Below are 18,430 nucleotides of genomic sequence, written 5' to 3'. Positions count from 1 at the left end.
TGGGTCAGCCTGCCCTCACGGTGGCGAGCTCGTCCCAATGGGTCGTGGCGCGTGGGGAGAGCATGTCGCGTTTCATGCGCCATTGGGGACCCGGGCGGATGCCCCCGACGCCGAGGCCGAGCATGTCCTTTCCGACCTTCCTGTGGACGTGGTCGACGAGGGTGGCGATGCCCTGTTCTTCGTGCCGGTACCGGAAAGGTTCGAGGGCCTGCTGCCCGGTGGCGGGGCGGAGGTCCGTGAGCATGATCCCGGCCCTTGCGTACCGGGTGCCCTCATCGAGGTGCGGGAGGAGCCGCTGCGCCGCCTTCGCGAGCACGACGGGGTCCGTGGTCGGGGCCGGCAGAGGCACGAGGACGGTGGGGAAGGAGCGTTCCTGGGCGAAGTGGCTCGTGCCGGCGAAGGCGGTCAGGAGTTTGGCGGCCTGGTGGTGACGCTCGAGGCGGGCGGCGCTCTGCTGGGCGTAGACGGAAAGGACCTGGCGCATCTCCGCCCGGGTGGTGACGGGGGTGGAGAAGGAGCGGGAGACGATGAGCTGCTCCTTGCCCTCTCTGGCCTCTTCGAACGGGATGCACGGGGTGCCCTGGAGCTCGAGGACGGTGCGCATGACGACCACGTTGAATCGGTCCCGGATCATGACCGGGTCCGCGGCCGCGAGGTCGGCGATCGAGAAGATGCCCAGGGCGTTCAGTCGCCTCTCGAGCCGTCCGGCGATACCCCAGACCTCCGAGACGGGCAGCTGGGCCATCAGCTTTGCCCGCCACTGCGGCGAAGTGCCGTCCCAGACGCAGACGCCGTCGAAGACGGGCATCTTCTTGGCCGTCTTGTTCGCCAGCTTGGCAGCGGTCTTCGTCCTCGCGATGCCGACGCAGACGGGGACTCCGACGAGCTTGCGGAGGGTGTTGCGGATCTCGCGGCCGAGGGCGGTGAGGTCCCCGGCGGCGGCGCGGGGGCCGAGTCCGAGGAAGGCCTCGTCGATCGAGTAGACCTCCAGCCAGGGCCCGAACCGGGCCAGGACCTCCATCACACGGCGGGACAGGTCGCCGTAGAGCTCGTAGTTGCTGCTCTTGGCGATCAGCCCGGTGCGGGGCGCGAGGGGGGCGAGCTTGAACCAGGGCTCGCCGACCTCGACGCCGAGGGCCTTGGCCTCGCGGCTGGCGGTGACCACGCAGCCGTCGTTGTTCGACAGCACGACGACCGGTCGGCCGTCGAGAGCTGGGTCGAAGACCCGCTCGAAGGACGCGTACGCCGAATTGATTCTCCACCCCCCTCCGGCGTGTTGCTCTGGGGTTGTGGCGGACGGTGGTGAGGATGTGGCCCATGAGTGAGAGTCCGGTCGTGTGGAAGGTCTTCTTTGCGCCTGATCACATCGATCTGAATGATGATGAGCTGCTTTGCCGTGCCCTGTGTTCGGTTGCCGGGGACGATGATCCATCGGGTGTGTGGCTGTCGTGGGCGGGACGTCCGATCTTCCTCGACGGGTCGGGTGTTCCGCATACTGCCTTGAATGGGTTCTTCGCTGGGGCGAAGATGCGGAACCGTGCGGCGTCGACGAACAAGCGGTATGCGTACACGTTGTCGGTGTGGGTGAATTTCCTGGCGGCGCGTGGCAAGGTCTGGGATTCGGCGGTCGAGAACGACGTGATGGATTTCAAGTTCTGGCGTCGCAGCGATGCACGGAATCCGCGACGGGTCTCGGGGTCGGCGTGGGCGAATGATCTGGCCGCACTTGCGACGTTCTATGACTGGGCGAGGAGGGTGCTGGGCGGGCCGTCGCTGTTCGCGGCTCCGGAGCTGGCCCCAAAACGGCAGAAACCGTTTGCGGGGTCCCGTCCGACTGGTTCGGATCTGCGGCCCGCCACTGTTCGCGGCGCAGATGTGAAGTGGCTCTCGCCTCGGGCCTATGCGCGATGGCGTGACGTCGGGATCCATGGTCTGACGCCGAAGGGGGCCGAGCGTGCGAGGTGGCGTCCCCGGTCCCAGTCCAGAGACGCGGCTTTCGTCGACGGCCTGTACGGTTGCGGGCTGCGTCTGCAGGAGTGGGCGAGCGTGCTGGTGCTGGAGGTGGACCGTGCGGTGGCGGGTCGCCAGTATGCCGCTTCACGGCTGGCGGACGCGTGCGCCAAGGGCGGCCGCGGGCACAGCTATTGGCTGCGGGGCGATGTGCTGGATCAGGTGGCCATCTACAAGGAGTCCGAGCGTGCGGCGGCCGTGCGGTCCGGGCATGCGAGCGGCCTGTACGAGGGGCTGCCCAGGCGGATGGTCATCGAGGAAGCTAGGAACGGCCTGCTTCGCGTGAGCACCTTCCAGAGCCGGACGTCATTCCCTTCGACGGTGCAGGTGAACGATCTGTCCCCCGAGGAAAGGCTGAGGTTGATGGTGCGCACTGAGGACGGTCTCGAGCCGGCTGCCCTATGGCTGAACGAAGACGGGAGCCCGCGGCAGAAGTCGGCCTGGTACAAGGCGTTCGACCGGGCGAACGCCCGGGTGAGGAAGGCGGGCATCGAGCGGTTGGAGTGCCATCCGCATATGCTCCGGCACAGTTTCGCGCTGCGCTGGTTCGCTGTGGGCCGGCTGATCTGGTCGCAGCAGGTCGTGGGCATGGACGCCGAGCAACAGCGCGATCTGCGGGAGCAGTTCGGCGACACCTGGTCCCTGGTTCAGACCATGCTCGGACACGCGGATGTGAACACGCACAGAGGTCAAGGCGGCGCTGGCCCGGGTCCGGCAGGCGGAGGCCGACCTCGCCGACTGGGGAGCAGGCCGGACGGACCCAGATCCCGAGGCGCAGCGGCGCGGCGAGCTGCTCGCGCTGGTCGCACGCACTGCGGATGTCCCGCGCTGGGGCCACGGCCAGCAAGACCTTTCCGCGAAGAACCGAGGGTCGCTCGAGCTGTTGCGCAGCATCTTCCCGAGCGCTCTTGAAGTGACAGCGCTGGCCGTCTTAATGGTCAGCGTGACCGGGCACAACCTGAGCACGGTCTGCGGGATGACCGCATCCCATGTCCGTGCAGACGATCAGCTCCGGGAGGAGCCGGTGATCCTGACGCGGGCATCGAAGCCGCGGCGCGGCCGCCATGCGGCGGAGATGGACCTGGCCATGGCACCGGGCACGGTTCGGGCCGACGGCCCGGACGACTTCGCATCCGCCTCGGGGGTCTACCGGATCGCCCTGGAACTGTGCGGCCGCGCCCGGAGGCTCATCGGCTCGGACGCACTCCTAGTGTTCCTCGGGGTCAACCCCGTCGACCGCACCCGCGGCGGATCCAAGCTCCGGCCCCTGCCAACGCATGCCTTGGAGTGGTGGCGAGGGACTTCGCCGAACGGAACCGTCCTGCCCCGAGTGGACTCACGCAGACTGCGGGTCGCGTTCGTCCAGCGCCACCAGCGCCCTGTAGCCCACACTGCCGCGACCCTTGTCAGCGAATACCTGGCCAAGGACGTCACCGCGCTGCCCGAATACCAGGCAGTCGTCAGCGATGTCCTGCACAGCGAGGTCGAGCGTGTCTGCGTCGGGCACAGCGTCCTGACCCTCACGGACGAGGAGGTGCGCGCGGCGGCGGACGATCCCGGGCCTGTCGCGCAGAGGCTCGGAACAACTGTGGAACGGCTCAAGCTAATGCTCGAGGGCCGGCTCGACACGGTCGCTGCCGCCTGTATGGACCATACCAACAGCCCCTACGGGCGGGCCGGTACCCCGTGCACTGCGTCGTTCCTGCTCTGCCTGGGATGCCCTAACGCACGCTCGGAGCCCAGGCACATCCCGACCCAGGCCGTGATGCTCCAGAGCATCACCCGACGCCGCACCGAATTCTCCCCGTCGGAATGGGAAGCGCGCTACGCCACCGCGCACGAGCAGCTCACCGACCTGCTCGACCGGCAGCATGCCGACCCCGAAGCCGCAGCCAAGAAAGCCACAGACGAGGACGGGCGGCTCGTCGAGCTGCTCCTGGACAGAGGACTGGACCTGAGATGACGTACAACCTGTCCCAGCGTGCGAGCGACATCGACGAGAACGTCGTGGTCCTGTCCCAGCGGACGCTCCGCCCTGATTCGAAGAATGCAGCGCTGTCCCGGTTCAAAGACGCCGTCTGGGACCTTACCCCGGGCATCTTCGAGGACCATGCGCAGAAGTACAGCATCAACTTCGCGCTGTTCCCGCCGGCGTGGGAGAGAGCCGTGAAGTCCTACGTCTGGATCCTTATCAACGAGGAAGCCCAGCGGCCCATCCAGGGCGGGCCTAGCGCGCCGGCTCAGCTTGCCCTCTCCACCATCGCGAGGCTGCCTACGCATGTGCGCCGGCTGATCGTGTGGTTCGAGGAGCACGGCTACAGCTCCCTCCAGCGTGCTATCCCGAAGGTGCTCGACCGGCTCCTGGCCGAGATGGGCGAAGCGGGCCTTAGCTTCACCCAGAAACGCCAGATCATCACGGAGACACGGCGCCTCTGGGCTTACCGTGACGTTGTGCCGGCACAGCTGCGCCTGCCGGAGTCATCGCCTTGGCAGGAGGAAACCGCGGGAAACCTTCTCTCACAGCGCAGCCGGAAGCCGGGGAACCTCACGGCCCGGATCGGCGACGAGACCCTCGTCCCGCTGCTGTGGTGGGCGCTGCGCTTCGTCGAGGACTTCGCCCCCGACATCACCGCCGTCTACCGGGAATACTGCGCACTCCTCAGCAGCGGCCACCGCCACATGCCGGCTGGAGCCCGCGAAGCACCGACCCCCGGGGCCCGCAAGCCGGTACTGCGCGCAACCCTCGAACGGCTCCGCGGCCTCGGCCTCGGCCTGCCCGGGCAGCCAGACTTCGGCGGGAAGCTGGTGGTCAACTGGACGCACCTGGCCCGACTCACGGGGTATCTGGGCCACACCCACGCTGTCTGGGACCGGGAGATCGTCGAGGAGAGCGGCCTGCACATCGAGCCCAAGAGCTATCTCACTACCCGGTGCACGGCCCAGTTGGACGGGCGCCTCTGGCACGGGCCTTTCATCGACTGGGAAGACGCTATCCCTCTGGCCCTGCACCTGCAGACGGCCTGCTTCATCGTCATCAGCTACCTCTCCGGCATGCGCCCAGGGGAAGTGCTGAACCTGCGGAGGGGCTGCCACAGCGTGAACCCACGCACGAAGCTGGACGAACTCCGCGGCAAACGATGGAAGAGCACCCGCAACATCGAGGGCACCAAGATCCCAGAAGGCCAACACCGGGAGAATCCCTGGATCGTCCAACCCCTGACAGCAAAAGCCATCGACGTCCTCGAAGGCCTTCACGACATGGACCTGCTCTTCCCGCGCACCCTGCGCCCGCAGGCAGTGCGCTGGGCAAACCACCGTACCGACGGGCGGGCCGGCAACGGCCAGACCTCCCCGAAGACCACAGGCGACATCGGCCACTTCACCCGCTGGGTGAACGAGTACTGCGCCCGCCACCAGCGCAAGGACACCATCCCCGAGGACCCGGACGGGCGCGTGACCCCGACCCGGTTCCGCCGCACCCTCGCCTGGCACATCGTCCGGCGCCCGCGCGGGCTGGTGGCCGCAGCCATCCAGTACGGGCACGTCTCCGACCTCGTCACACAGGGGTACTCCGGCAGCTACCAGTCCGGGTTCCCCAACGAGCTGGCCATGGAACGATGGCTAGAACGAATCGAAGGGATCGCCGACGTCGACAGCTACCTCGAAGGCGGCGGACACGTCAGCGGCCCAGCAGCCCAGAAGCTCCGCGAACGCACCCGGCACGCTACAGCCAAGTTCGCCGGACGCACCATTCCCACCGGCCGCCAGGCCGACAAACTGCTCAAGGACCCAGTGCTGCAGGTCTTCAAGGGCGACGGAATCCACTGTGTCTTCGACCTGCTCTCGGCCCTGTGCACCCGCGAGGCGGACGGACCCAATCTCGGCGCTTGCCAGAGCGCTTGCACCAACATCGCGCGCACCGACACCGACATACTCGAGGTGAAGGCCACCCGGGCACAGGTCTGCGAGGACAGGTTCGCTCCCCCGATCCGGTACGAACGCGGCCGGCAGATCACCGACCGGCTCACCAGGATCATCCACGACCACGAGGACGGCCAACGTTGACCGACACCGGCCCCGAAGACATCCGGGAAGCCCTGCAGAAGGCCGCAGACGACCTCCTCGAAGGCCGCGCCCCAGGTCCCCTGACCGGCGTGCGGCTCGCTGAACTCGCAGGCGTCAAACGGCACCGCCTCACCCACGACAACCCCGACATCAACGAAGCGTTCCGGGAACGGGCCCGCCAGATCAACCGCACCAAACCGGAAGTCGAGACCCTCCGGAACCAGCTCGCGCTCGAACGCGAGCGCACCGCGCGCCTGAGCCGCGAACGCCACACGCTCGCGGCACAGCTGCGGAACTACGCCGCAGCCCTCGTCGCCGTCACCGACGAACGCGACCAGCTGCTAACCCAGCTGGGTGACATGAACAAGATCGCACCCCTCCGCAGATGAGGGAACCGCACAAATGGGCAGCTCTCGCCGACTCCCCTCGGTCCGGAAGATCCACGTTCGCCGACAATTCCACGGACACCCGGCCGTGAGGCTCACTGCAAGTTTCGTTCGACTGGCCGTTCGCGGGGGAAACAGCGAGCGAAAGTCTGGCCTACTCGATCACCAAATGCGAAACTTCCCACCGTGGACTCGGACAAGTACAAAGGGCTGTACCCCGTGCAGGCAACGTTCGCGCCCGCCCGCGCTGGATACCTCATTCAAGCAGGAAGTCGGACAGGCTTCCGCCGCGCAGTGCAGGAGGCCAGCACCAGATGGGGCGGCGCTGCGGAACCGATATTTCCTATCCCGGACGACGCGAATCCTGCACCTTGGGTGAATGCCCTACTCGAGCTGACCCATATCGACGGCCTCGTCAACGTAGACCTAGCAGAATCCGTTGCAGAACGCACGGCGAATGCGTTGGACCTTCCCTGGGTACCACTGAAGGCAATCGACCGACGGGGACCGGTGTACATCAACACCCATCCGCTATCACTGCCCTCGACCTCAATCGACAGCCTCGGCTCCCGCATCACCGCAGCTCCAACCAGTCGCCTCTGGGAGGCCGTGGCCGCCGGCGATCTGCCAGCTGATCACCTCGAGGAAGCCCAACGCCAAGGCGTCAACGTATCCACATCAGGCTCTGCGGACGGGGTCGGCCGCGCCCAGCTTCGCAACGCAACGTGGATTGACCAGACCGTCGCCGCGTTCGGCGAGACGTACGCCTCGCCCGCTCCCGCCAACATTCCCACCGTCGTCTGGATAACCGCGAACGACAGCCTCGACGATTCCTTGGACTTCTGGAACGTCAGGGCTCTCAGGCCCAGGGGCATCGCCACCATGCCGATGTTTCTTCTTCCTGCCGAGGACGTCCCGTACTGGCTCGGCTTCGAGGCACAGCTGGCGAGCGCCCTCAGCAGGCCGGACGAAATCTCGCCCGATGTCTTTCTCACAAGCTCAAGCGCGTCTTCAGAGGAACTCGCCAGCATTGCCGGCGCCCTTGGACTCGTACCCGCTACAGACGAGGAGACGCGGACCTCGGTCCGCTTCCCGCCGCCGGTTGAGCGCCGACAGGCTCCCTTCACCTATCGCATCATGGCGGGGGTGGATCAGTACGTCAGCTTCGACAGGCGCTACGGAGTCGCCACCCTTCTGGACGCACACGCTTTCACAGGCCGATCGACCATCCTGCAGTTCGCTTCGCCAATTGCCTTCGCTGGCGGCGGGGCCACCAAAGTGCGTTTGCGTTCAACCCTTTTCGACGGCCTGCCAAAGAGGGAGGCGATTTCGTCGTCCATGATCCCGGGGGCGGTCTGGCGCGGCGACGAGCTCGAGATCGCAGTTCCTGCCTTGGCCCAATACCGGTTCGAAATGAAGGTTCCGGAGCTGCGCGATGCCTTGATCGCCCTCCTGGACACGGCGGCCGAGAGCCACGCTCCGTCTGACAAGGGAAGCATTGCTTCGATGTTCCTTGCTCGCGAGGACGAGGCGGCCGCCCTTCTGGAGCCGGACATCTTCGAGGCAATTCGGGGTCTCACAACACCTCGCTCCAGGCGTTTCTTGGATGAGCTCGAGAGGATCACCGGAACCAGCGCCTCGTCCGAAGACCTAAGCGACTTCGCCCGCGACTGGGCATCACAGAGCAAGAGAGCCTACCGGCTGCCCGGGAACGTCGGCCTTCCCGCCGTCAAAGCCGGTGTTGCACTGGAGCGCCTGTGCGGTCTCGGGTGGGCGGAACGGGGCTTCGAGCTCAGATGCCTGTCGTGTCGAACTCCCAGCTTTGTACCGCTCGCGAGCGTTCCGCAGACCGGGGCAGCCTGCCCAGCTTGCCGAGCGGCTGGGGACTACACCAGCGCAAATGCTGGGCCCAGCGTCTTCTACAGACTCGACGGACTCATCGACCGGGCGAGCGACCAAGGCGTCTTCCCTCACCTTCTGACGATTGCGGCGCTGCAGAAGAAGGAACCGATGTCGTGGTTCCTTCCCGGTGTCGACTTTACGTTCGGAGGCGGCGACCGCCGAGAGGCAGACATCGTCGGGCTGTATGCAGGACAACTCACGGTAGGAGAGGTCAAGACACGCGGCGCGGAGTTCACCGCTGAGCAGATCGAGCGGGACATCAATCTGGCCGAACGGCTCGGCGCAGACATCTATGTCCTCTCCGCCCCCGACGAGATCTCGGAAGAAACAAAGTCGACTGCGCGGGCCCGATCCACGGATGCCGGCATCGAGCTGATCCTCCTTGACAGGACAGAACTGAGACCGTGAATCTGGTTACGGCCAGCCGACGATGAATCTGAGATGCATGTTCGGCCGCCTGGGATCAACGTACACACAGGGGTTCGACAGGAGCGGTGCCAACAACTCGGGCGCTGGATTTGTGGCGGAGGTCGGTCCCATGGCGCCATTGCCAATCGGGAACTCTCCACGTGCTCAGGTTGGCGCTCTCCACCAGAGCGAAAGCGTCCGGCAAGCCGTATAGTCCTGACCAAGATTGAGGGGTAGTTGGGGGCAAGGGTGGACGGGCAGATTGCCAGATTGGCAGAGCATGAAAGAGGAACCTACTGCCTTCTGACAGCTTCCGGTTCGATTTACATCATCGAGCTGGGAACTGAGCACAGATCCTTGACGCGGGCTCCGGCGGGGACCCCGATCGGCTCACACCCAAGCGCTGACCTGCGAAAAGACGGCACGCCGGTTCCACTGCTTGAGGTCTTGCGGGTGGAGCTGGGGCGGGAGGCCCACTTCCTGGTGGACTTGCGGGGCGACGGCGTACCGACCCTTCGGAGCACGACACCAGTCAGCTTGATCCGGCGACTCGATTGAGCACCGCTCACGCCGAACAACGGTAATCGCACAGTATCGGTTCCGACGGTGAACCATGGATTGATGGGGGGCTAACATGGCGGGGACAAGCGCATCTCCTTACTCCACGGGTGGCGGAGGCGTCACCTTGGAACACCGATATGCCGCATGCCTGTTGGCGGCGTTCCTTGCTGGGGACCCCATCGCAGAGCTCGGGGACCATTTGACTGTGGCCTCGATTCGCCTGCAAGCCAGCGATGTCAGCCCGATCGACGACATCGTGGTCGAAGGCCAGGACCCGAGCGGGATCATCCATCGCGTGTCAATCGGGGTGCGGCGTGACCCGCATCTGGTCAAAAGCGAAGAATCATCGGTTCCACTCTTCCGCGACTACCTGCGGATCGTGATCGACAACTGGCCTGAGGTCTCCTCAGGAACATGGTCGATGGCACTGGCCGCCGCAACCCAAAGGCCAGCGCAGACAGAGCTGAACACGCTCGCCGCGTCAGCCCGGTCCGTCCCAAACTCAGCAGAGTTCGCCGCCTTGATGGCCCGCCCGGGAGCGACCAACGCAGAAGTGAGAGGGCGGCTGGACCACGTCAAAGACCTCGTGCGTCAGGCAGCAACCGGTCTTACCGGTGCCTCATCGCTTAGCCCGGATGAACTCACATGGAGACTGCTGTCGTGTCTGAAAGTTCACAATCTGCGCCTTGAAGGCACCAATACACGCGACCAGACCACCGCCGTCGCGGCCCTGCGCAAAGTGATTGCCGACGACTCCGTCCAGACTGCAGACACCGTGTTCCTGAAGATCGCAGAGCTCACCAGAGCCTGGGCGGCTCGGGGCTCCGTGATCACGGAGCCCATGCTCCGCAAGGAGCTGAGTGGCTACGGCCTGAAGCGATCTTCATCCCACGCAAGAGCTTGGGACGTCCTCGATCGCTTTGGCGTCCGGCTTCGCGATTCCATACGGCCCGGCCTCGGTGCAGAGGCACTCGAGTTCGAACGCGCCGACGAAAGGGCCCGCCTCGAAAGTCTGATGAGGAATGTAGGCGAGTCTGGCGGATCCTTGGTAGTCACCGGTGAGCCTGACGTCGGCAAGTCCGCTCTATCCCTCCGCGTACTGGAAGCCCTGCGCAGCGAGGGTGCCTCTGTGGTGAGCCTCAGCCTGCGGGATCTCCCACCACGCGTCGCCGAATTCGAGGCCCTGCTAGGCGGAGCACCATTGAGCGATGTGCTCTCCACAGGGGCGGCCCGGCCCAGACGACTGCTGCTCATCGACGGCAGCGAGTCGGTGCTCGAGGGCAGGAGGGACGTCTTCCGGGAACTCGCCGCCGTGGCCCTCGAAACGGGTCTGGGCGTGGTCGCGATCACTAGGACGGACGGAGCCGGGCAAGTCCTCAAATCGCTCGTCCGTGCAAGCGAGATCGCGGGCACGGCCTTGGCACCGGTACAGCATGTGGTTGGCCCTCTCTCTGAGGAGGAGCGCAGATCCCTGCCAGACACCTTCGGTGCTCTGGCGCGGCTGAGCGGCGACCCCCGCGCCGAGTGGCTGCTCGGGCGACCCGGCCTTGTGGACGCACTTCTTCGCTCGGGGAGGGTCGTGGAGCCAACGACCGCCCTGTGCGAGGCCGACGTGTTCTCCGCGGTCTGGCGTGATCTCGTCCGTCAGGACGAGGTTCACGAGCCCGGTGCTGCTTCGGCCGACGACCGAGAGCAAGCGGCCCTCAGCGTGGCCCGGCGGACCCTTGGGTTACTCCCGATCCAATCGTCCGGGACCGCCGCCGCAGAGCTCAAGTCCGACGGCGTGCTCAGGGTTCCGCACGATCCAGCATTTTCATCCGGGGATGAGTTCTCGACCGACCTCTTCAGAGATTTCGCGCTCTGCCGTCTGTTCATCCGAGATGGGTGGAATCCGCTCGCCGACGCCGGTGCGCCGCGCTGGGCGATCCGTGCTGCCCGCCTAGCGTGCCAGGCATTCCTCAACTATGGCGACCGTCGAACCGCCTGGGCGACGCTCGTCGCACGCTTCGACCAGATCGCGCACGACCACGGCGACCGATGGGTCGAAGTGCCGTACGAAGCGCTGCTCACTCTCGGCGACGCCGAATCCGCAATTCGGGATCTCTGGGTAACGCTCACGGAGGGAGGCCAGCGAGGGCTTAGGACCCTGCTTCGCCTCGCCCACTTGCGGTACGTCAAGAACACGATTGGCGACCCCTTCGCGCTCGCACCAATCGTCAAGGCCGCGTTCGGTGACCGCCCTGTCTTCGACCAACGCCCAGGAGCGGGCCGATCGGAGCTGACGGATGCGATCCGGTCTGTCGTGCTCGCATGGCTCCGGGGAATGGCGGTCTACGGCCGCGGGCAAGACGAACTGCGCCAGACAATACGCGACGTGGTCTTGGACGGCGAACCACAGCTCTGGGACGAGTTCACGATCGAAGCACTGGCCATGCTAGGTCCGGATATCGACGGTCGAAGCGAGGCGTGGCTCCGAGACGTGGGTGAGCAACGGCCCAGCAGCCTCTATCCCGCGGTCGAGTCACCGGTCGTCGCCCTGAGCATGTCGGCATCCCGTCCGGAACTGCTGTTGCACCTGGCAGAGGCCTACTACATCGAGCACCCCGACCCAGACGACCACTGGCGCGGCATGGGCCCTCTCGGGGACGGCATCCGAGACTCCAGGCACGGAATGGCCGGGGTCGGGGACCCGCAGGCCGCTTGGTACTACGGTCCGTTCTTCCGGCTCCTGAACACGGTGCCAGCCGAGGCAATCGCATTCACGAATCGGATGCTGGACCATGCCGCCGCATTCCGCGTCGAGAAGCTTGGAAGCTATCTTGGCGAATCCGAGGTGCCCGACGGGGTCGAGCTGGACATCGTCGGTCTGGGCATGCGCCGATACCTTGGGGACAGCCAGGTCTGGGCCTGGTACCGGGGAACCACCGCCGGCTCCAATTCCTGCATGAGCGCTCTTCTCGCCCTCGAACGGTTCGTCGACCATCTGCACGAGAAGCGCGCGATCCCGGCGCGAACGATCGCCGAACTGCTGCTGCGGGAGTGTCACAACCTCGCCGTTCCCGGGCTGTTGGTCGGCTTCCTGGTGCGGCATCCAGACGCATCTGAGGACCTCTTGGATCCCTTTCTCGCCGATCCCGATGTCTGGGACCTGGAGATCGCCCGAAGGACAGGCGAAGACGGCTTTCGCGTGCGTGACTCGGATGCAGACAAGCTCACCGGAGCCGACCTGAGGCGCCATACACCGCACGACGTCGTGGGCTGGATGGTCGTCAATGCCCGGCGCCGCGGGGATGTGGATCGCCTCACCCAACTCGAGCAGGTGGGAGACCACCTCCTCGAAAATGCCCGCAGCCGGCTGACCGGCGCACCCGGCGAGGACGAATATATCGCGATGGTCGAGGGCTGGGCAGCGGAGTTCCGTCTGGAGAACTATCGGGCGAGCGAAGTTGACGGTGGTGTCCTCATTGAGTTCGAGCGTCCCGAACAGGTCGAACGGGTGCTTGCGCCGCGGAACCTGGAGCTGCAGACGACGAGCACGCTGTACAGATTCCAGAACCGATACTCCCGGGCGAATGACGGTCCGAAAGACTGGTCAATCGACGACCTGAGAGCCGACCTTGCGACCGCACGCAGCATCTCCGAAGGTGCCATACCGGAGGGGTTTCTATGGCCGGAGAACAGTCTCGTCGCCGTGGCGGCTGCTGCCGTCCGGGCGCACGCGCTTGGGCTGACGACCATAGAGAAATCCGACCTCGTCTGGGCGGCCGAGGCGGTAATGTGGGCCGCCGAGAATCCGCGCGTTGACAGCACCAGCTACCCAGGAACCGTGTTCCCCATGGGCGCAGACCGGCCAGCCGCTGTCGCCGCGCCGCTGTTGCTGCTCGAGCCCTTCGACGACCTGGGCCTTGACCGACAACGTCTTGAGGGCAGCCTGCGCGCACTCGCCTCCAGCCTGTACGACGAGGTGCGCATGGCCTACGCCAAGGGCTGCGAGCCGATCTGGGATGCTGCCTGCTCGTTCGACGCGAACTCAGATCGATGCATACGGCACCAGCCAGCATGGGACGCGGCGGTTGCCAGCTTGGCCGACTGCAGGCTGGGGCCATGGAGCCAAGAAGGTCAGCGGCGCGTGCCGGATCCTCTGACTCCTCCATTTCACGAGACGCTCTCAGGCGTCGACAGCAGGGACCTGCTGGTGAACCACCTGCGAATGCCGGTGGCATGCATGGTGGACGCGAGGACGTCCGGCTGCTCGGCGGACGATGCCCTTCACCTCTGGATGCCACTGTGGAGCGCGCACCAGCGCGGCCTCGAGCAGTGGTGGCGAGAGGGCTACGACCACGGCGAAATCGTGCACCACGAGCCGATCGCCCAGCGGCTTGTCGAAATCACCATCAGCGGCGAGTCTGATGTCCTCGAAGCCCACATCAAGACCTTCGCCGAGAATTCCAAAACCCTGCATCTCTTGCTTGAGGGCCTCGCCAGGGTCTTCACCTACGACGCACGGCTGCGGCTCTCGCTTCCAGACTTTTGGCCGTGGGCAATGCGGGTGGCCCTCGACGCGATCGGCGACGGTACTACCCTCCGCGCTGAGCGCCACTGGTTCGACTACGCCGTGGCGGCCATCCTGCCCGTCCCGCACCCAAGATCATCGGACCCCGACATCGGCGCCACATTGCAAACATGCAGGGGCAACTGGATCCAACCTGACGCTCTGGAAGGACTCGACGAGCGTTGGCTCCGACTGGCTCAAGGGGAGCCAAAGGCTGTCGACGCCGTGGTTACGTTCGCGCGGAGTGCCCCGCGAGCGTGGCAGACGACAACGGCACTGACATGGATCGAGTCGATCATCGGAGGGCGATTCGACCTCTTCGCGAACCGCATCTGGCTCCTCGGTGAGTGGTTCACGGACCTCCACGAGGCAGACGCAGTCACTGCAGACGTCCGTGCCCAGTACCACAGGATCGTGGACGGACTCGCCGCTGCCGGTGATCAGCGGGCCGTGAGACTCCAGCAACTAGACGAGTGACACCGCACGGGGTCAGGACGAGAGGTGCCACGCCGAGTCAAGGCTTGGGGACAAACTTGTTCTCAGAGCCTGCATCTCGCTTTGGCCTCGATGCGTGTCCTCGACGGTCCGGCAGGCGGACTGGATGGCGTTGGACTAAGGCGGGGTGTCGACCGCCACGTAATTCCCCAGGGCTTTCGCCACGGAATTCCCCAGTGCCTGATGCGATGGTAGCCGCACGGCGGAGTGAGCAGGGAGCCCTGAGAGTGCCTCGCTGACGGCTTTGGCGGCGCTCGTTTAGGGCAGGCGTTTCGGTCCTGTTTTGGTCAGTGCGTGGCAGGTCGTCGGCGCGCCCGGTAGGAGCCGGCCTGGATGGTGATCTGGTAGGCGTTGTTCACGAGCCGGTCGAGGAGGGACTCGGCGACGACCTGGTTCGGGAACAGGGGGTACCACTCCTGGGGCGCTCGGTTGGTGGTGACGATGATGGAGCGGGCGGGGCGCTCATTGACGATCTCGTAGAGGTCGTCGCCCTGGGCCGGGGTGAACTCGCGCATCGCGAAGTCGTCCAGGATCAGCAGGTCGGGCTTGGTGTAGCCACGCAGGCGATGGGCCCAGCTCCCGTCGGCGTGGCCGCCGGCGAGGTCGGCCAGGACCCGGGAGGTGGCGGCGAACCGGACGGTGTGCCCGACGCGGATGGCCTGATCCCCGAAGGCTGTGGCGACGTGTGTCTTGCCCGAGCCGACGGGGCCGCTGATGATCACGTGCTGGCCGGTGCGGACCCATTCGGCGTTGGCGAGGTCGCGGATGCGCGCAGCGGGGATGCCGGGGTCCGCGGTGAAGTCGAAGTTCTCGATCCTGCCGTCAGATTCGAACTTCGCGGCCCTGGTGCGCCGCTCCAATGCCGCGGAGTCGCGGCGATTGATCTCGTCCAGGCACAGGGCCTGGAGGAAGTCCAGGAACCCGAGCTGGCCCTCGGCGGCCTGGGCGAGCCGGTTCTCGAGGGAGTCGAGCATGCCGGAGAGGCGCAGGGTGCGCAGGGAGGCGGCGAGCTGGGTGCGGTCGGCGCCCACGGGCCCCTGGGCGGTGCTGGGAGTGGTGGTCATGGTGGTCTCCTGTCTCGTCGGTGAGGGACGCACGTTCCCGGGCCGCTGTAACGGCGACCCCTGGGGGCATGCGGGTGAAGGGGTTCAGCTGGCGGTGAATGCGCCGGGGCCACGGAGGTAGGCGCCGGCGCCGTTGTCGCCGTTCGAGCGCACGGGCAGGACGGTCACGCCTGCGGCCAGGAGGCCCCGGACCGTCTTCAGCGTCGGGTCCCCGGCCGCGATCGCCGCGGCGCAGGCGGTCTCCACCGCCTCGGGGCGGCGGGTGCCGGCGAGGCGGATGATGCCCTGCGCGGCGCGGATCCGGTGCACCGCCGGCTCCTCCAGCAGCCCTTCGACGAGGGCCGCGGCCGCGGGGCCGATCAGGGACGAATTCTCCCGGCACCATGCCGCGTCCCGGGTGAAGAACCCCGCCGCCGCAGGCGGGTAGTCGGACAGGTCGGTCTGGCGGCCCTTGGCGATCCTGGGGTGGACCTTCGCGATCGCCCCGTCGAGGTGGAACTCCACCGTCGTGCCGCTCAGGCGCACATCCAGGCGGGCGCCGACGAGCTGGTAGGGCACCGAGTAGAGCACGCCCCCGACGGAGGCGTGGCAGTCCGATCCGACGATGGCGGTGCGCCACTCTGCGGGCTCGAGCCTGCGGGGCGGCAGCGGGACCATGGCCGGGCGCTCCACGGCGGTCATGACCTCCCACGGGCTCTGCCCGGCCAGGGCCCTGGGCTTGCGGGCCCCGGCGACCTCGCGGCACCAGCGCTCGGCCTCGGCGCGCATCTGCGCCATCGAGGTGAAGGACCTGCCGGCCCAGAACGAGCCGCGCACGTACTGGACCATCCGCTCCACGTGCGGCTTGTCCTTGGGCCTGTTGGCCCGGGCCGGGTCGAGCAGGGTCCCGTAGTGCTCGGCCAGCTCGGCGTAGGCCCGATTGAGCTTCGGGTCGTAGAGATCAGGCCTGATGACCCCGGTCTTGAGGTTGTCCGAGGTGATCCGGCGCGGGACGCCGTCGAAGAGCTCGAACGCGGCCACGTGCGCGTTCGTCCACGCCGTCTGGTCCATCCGGGTCGTCGGGTAGACGAAGGGCTGCTTCGAGAACGGCAGCGTGAGCACGAACGCCCACACTCGGTGGCCCTTGCCGGTCTCCGGGTCGCGCCAGTGTCCGAGCATGCCGTAGTCGACCTCGCCGAGCTCTCCCGGCGCGGACGGGGGTTTGAGTACCGTGGGCTTCCGCCCCGCCCGCCCCGCATCCGGCATGGTCGCGGCCAGCCACCGGTAGAACGACCGCTGCGAGGCCATGACCCCGTGGTCGTCGACGAGGCGCTGGTGGACCACGGCCCCGGCAACCCCGGCCTCCAGCTGCTCCCTGATCCACTCGATCCGGGCGTCGAACTCCGGCCAGGAGATCTGCCGCAGCCTCCCGTCCACGACGGTCGGGAACCATCCGGCGACCATGTCCCGCCATTCGTCGGCGTTCAGCCCGAGCCCCGGGGCCAGGCCCTCGGCCTCGGCCGGGGCCAGGTACTTCTGCACGGTCTTGCGGTCCATGCCCAGTGACACCGCGAGCTCGCTCTTCGAGCGGCCAGCGTCCCAGTGCATGAACAGTTCGATCAGATCCATCGCTGCCACACTCCTACGCGTCAAACCACGAACCCCACCTCCGGCCCGACCATCGGACCCGAGGCAAGGCTCTCGGACAAGGCACCGGCGGCGCGTGACGTCGTCCCCATGGGAATTCCGTGGCGAACCACCGCTCAAGGTGGGGAATTCCGTGGCGAAAACCGACCTACGGGTGGGGAATTACGTGGCGGACGACAAGCGGGGCGCCGGAGAACGCCCAAGCTAGTCGACCCGTCCGAGGAGCCCCCGGTGTACCGACGGCCCTTGGGCAGTTGTCGTTTTCTACAGGACTCGACGTCTATAAGAAGCGCGGTCGGGCGTTACGTTATGCGCCCCGGCAGATTTGGGGAGCTCTCCACCGCGCGTCGGCGGTCTTCAGGGTCCTGGGGGGCACAGTTGGGCCGCGCCTTCCTTCGAGCCTTCAGCGACACTGAGGGTTCTGCGACGTCTCAGTCCCAGCGGCTCAGCAGACCGCTTCGCCTGAGTCCGAGGACGTCCAGCACCTCTCGCAGGATGACGAGGAGGTTGTCGTACTGCATCAACCTGAACAGAGTGGTGATTTCTGCGGGCCTAAGTGAATCGATTTCATGGAGGCAGCGCGCGGCATCGATCAGGCTTTCCATGCCCTCTGCATCGACGTCGAAGCGATGACTCGCCTTCATGGTCGAGGGCCGTCCTCGCGTTCTTTGCCAAGGTTGGGTGCGCCCCGTGAAACGAGCGGTCCCGATCGAGGAACGCCGCGGAATGTGGCGATAGCGTCGTCGTGGCATGTTCAAGCCTTCCCTTTCTCGACGGTCGGCACCGATCTTAGGCCGGACGACGCGAGCTCGGCTGTGGGTCATCCAAGGAGTGTCGCGGGGCCTTCTTCCTGCGGTGGGGCGGAGGAAGAGACCGACAAGCCGATGGGCGGAATCCGCGCAGCGGACCCGCCCATCGCGCACAGCCATCCGACCGCCGTCCAAGGAGATGAGCCATGCCAGCAAGAGCCCGCAGTGACCGCGGCCCCGCCGGGGGTCGGAGACCTCGCCGCACCGGACCCGTGCCGAAGACTGCAGCGGGCGCCACCACCCATTGAGGCCGGGGGTGTCTGCGAAGGACTACACAACCATTGTCCGCTGGTGGCCCAGCGCAATTGTCCAAAGTCGCGTTGGACAATTGCGGGAGTGTGGCGAACGGCGCCGCAGCCCGGTGGAGCGCCATCAGCGGCCACGACTGGACCGACTACCCCAGGACCCGACTGACGGAAGCCCGCTGATCCGGGCCGTTCCGCTGTCGGACCCCGGTGCCATGATCCGAGCGTGAGCGGACTGAACCAGCGCGGCGAACCCGAGCCCGATCCGGTTCTGGTCCCGGACACGGAGATCGACCAGGAAGGGATC

General features: G+C 66.5%; 10 protein-coding genes. 6 read left to right on the top strand and 4 right to left on the bottom strand.

All coding sequences use genetic code 11. The features are described 5' to 3' along the window. Positions 1 to 4 precede the first annotated feature (4 nt). Positions 5 to 1,255 (bottom strand): Y-family DNA polymerase, encoded by a 1,251-nt coding sequence (locus SPF06_RS18910; RefSeq protein WP_323280725.1) that lies wholly within the window; start codon positions 1,253 to 1,255, stop codon positions 5 to 7. A gap of 62 nt (positions 1,256 to 1,317) precedes the next feature. Here SPF06_RS18910 and SPF06_RS18905 point away from each other — a divergent pair, with 62 nt between their 5' ends. From SPF06_RS18905 to SPF06_RS18880, 6 genes are all read left to right on the top strand, one after another. After that, positions 1,318 to 2,922: a site-specific integrase gene (locus SPF06_RS18905; RefSeq protein WP_323280701.1), complete on the top strand. Its 1,605-nt coding sequence runs from the start codon at positions 1,318 to 1,320 to the stop codon at positions 2,920 to 2,922. A gap of 64 nt (positions 2,923 to 2,986) precedes the next feature. Further along, positions 2,987 to 3,973, top strand: a complete 987-nt coding sequence (locus tag SPF06_RS18900; protein WP_323280700.1) for a hypothetical protein — start codon at positions 2,987 to 2,989, stop codon at positions 3,971 to 3,973. Continuing rightward, complete coding sequence (locus SPF06_RS18895) at positions 3,970 to 6,075, top strand: site-specific integrase (RefSeq protein WP_323280699.1); 2,106 nt, start codon at positions 3,970 to 3,972, stop codon at positions 6,073 to 6,075. Before SPF06_RS18900 ends, SPF06_RS18895 begins: the two co-directional genes overlap by 4 nt. Further along, positions 6,072 to 6,464, top strand: a complete 393-nt coding sequence (locus tag SPF06_RS18890; protein ID WP_323280698.1) for a hypothetical protein — start codon at positions 6,072 to 6,074, stop codon at positions 6,462 to 6,464. The genes SPF06_RS18895 and SPF06_RS18890 overlap by 4 nt, the downstream gene beginning before the upstream one ends. 183 nt (positions 6,465 to 6,647) lie before the next feature. After that, the gene (locus tag SPF06_RS18885; RefSeq protein WP_323280697.1) at positions 6,648 to 8,771 is read left to right on the top strand and encodes a hypothetical protein; all 2,124 of its coding nucleotides are present in this window, start codon (positions 6,648 to 6,650) and stop codon (positions 8,769 to 8,771) included. A gap of 766 nt (positions 8,772 to 9,537) precedes the next feature. Continuing rightward, complete coding sequence (locus tag SPF06_RS18880; RefSeq protein WP_323280696.1) at positions 9,538 to 14,361, top strand: ATP-binding protein; 4,824 nt, start codon at positions 9,538 to 9,540, stop codon at positions 14,359 to 14,361. A 305-nt stretch (positions 14,362 to 14,666) separates the two neighbouring features. Here the strand turns inward: SPF06_RS18880 and istB are convergent, their stop codons facing one another. The 3 genes from istB to SPF06_RS18865 all read right to left on the bottom strand — a co-directional run bounded on the left by istB (position 14,667) and on the right by SPF06_RS18865 (position 17,713). After that, on the bottom strand, positions 14,667 to 15,443 hold the full coding sequence (gene istB / locus SPF06_RS18875; protein WP_323280695.1) for an IS21-like element helper ATPase IstB: 777 nt from the start codon (positions 15,441 to 15,443) through the stop codon (positions 14,667 to 14,669). A gap of 84 nt (positions 15,444 to 15,527) precedes the next feature. Continuing rightward, on the bottom strand, positions 15,528 to 17,051 hold the full coding sequence (gene istA, locus SPF06_RS18870) for an IS21 family transposase (RefSeq protein ID WP_323280693.1): 1,524 nt from the start codon (positions 17,049 to 17,051) through the stop codon (positions 15,528 to 15,530). 449 nt (positions 17,052 to 17,500) lie between these two features. After that, the gene (locus SPF06_RS18865; RefSeq protein WP_323280692.1) at positions 17,501 to 17,713 is read right to left on the bottom strand and encodes a hypothetical protein; all 213 of its coding nucleotides are present in this window, start codon (positions 17,711 to 17,713) and stop codon (positions 17,501 to 17,503) included. Positions 17,714 to 18,430: the final 717 nt, after the last annotated feature.

Origin of the sequence: Sinomonas terricola (assembly GCF_034931225.1) — a bacterium.
Lineage (GTDB): Bacteria > Actinomycetota > Actinomycetes > Actinomycetales > Micrococcaceae > Sinomonas > Sinomonas terricola.
The sequence above is the reverse complement of the archived record's forward strand: the minus strand, read 5'-3'. Positions and strand labels throughout refer to the sequence as shown.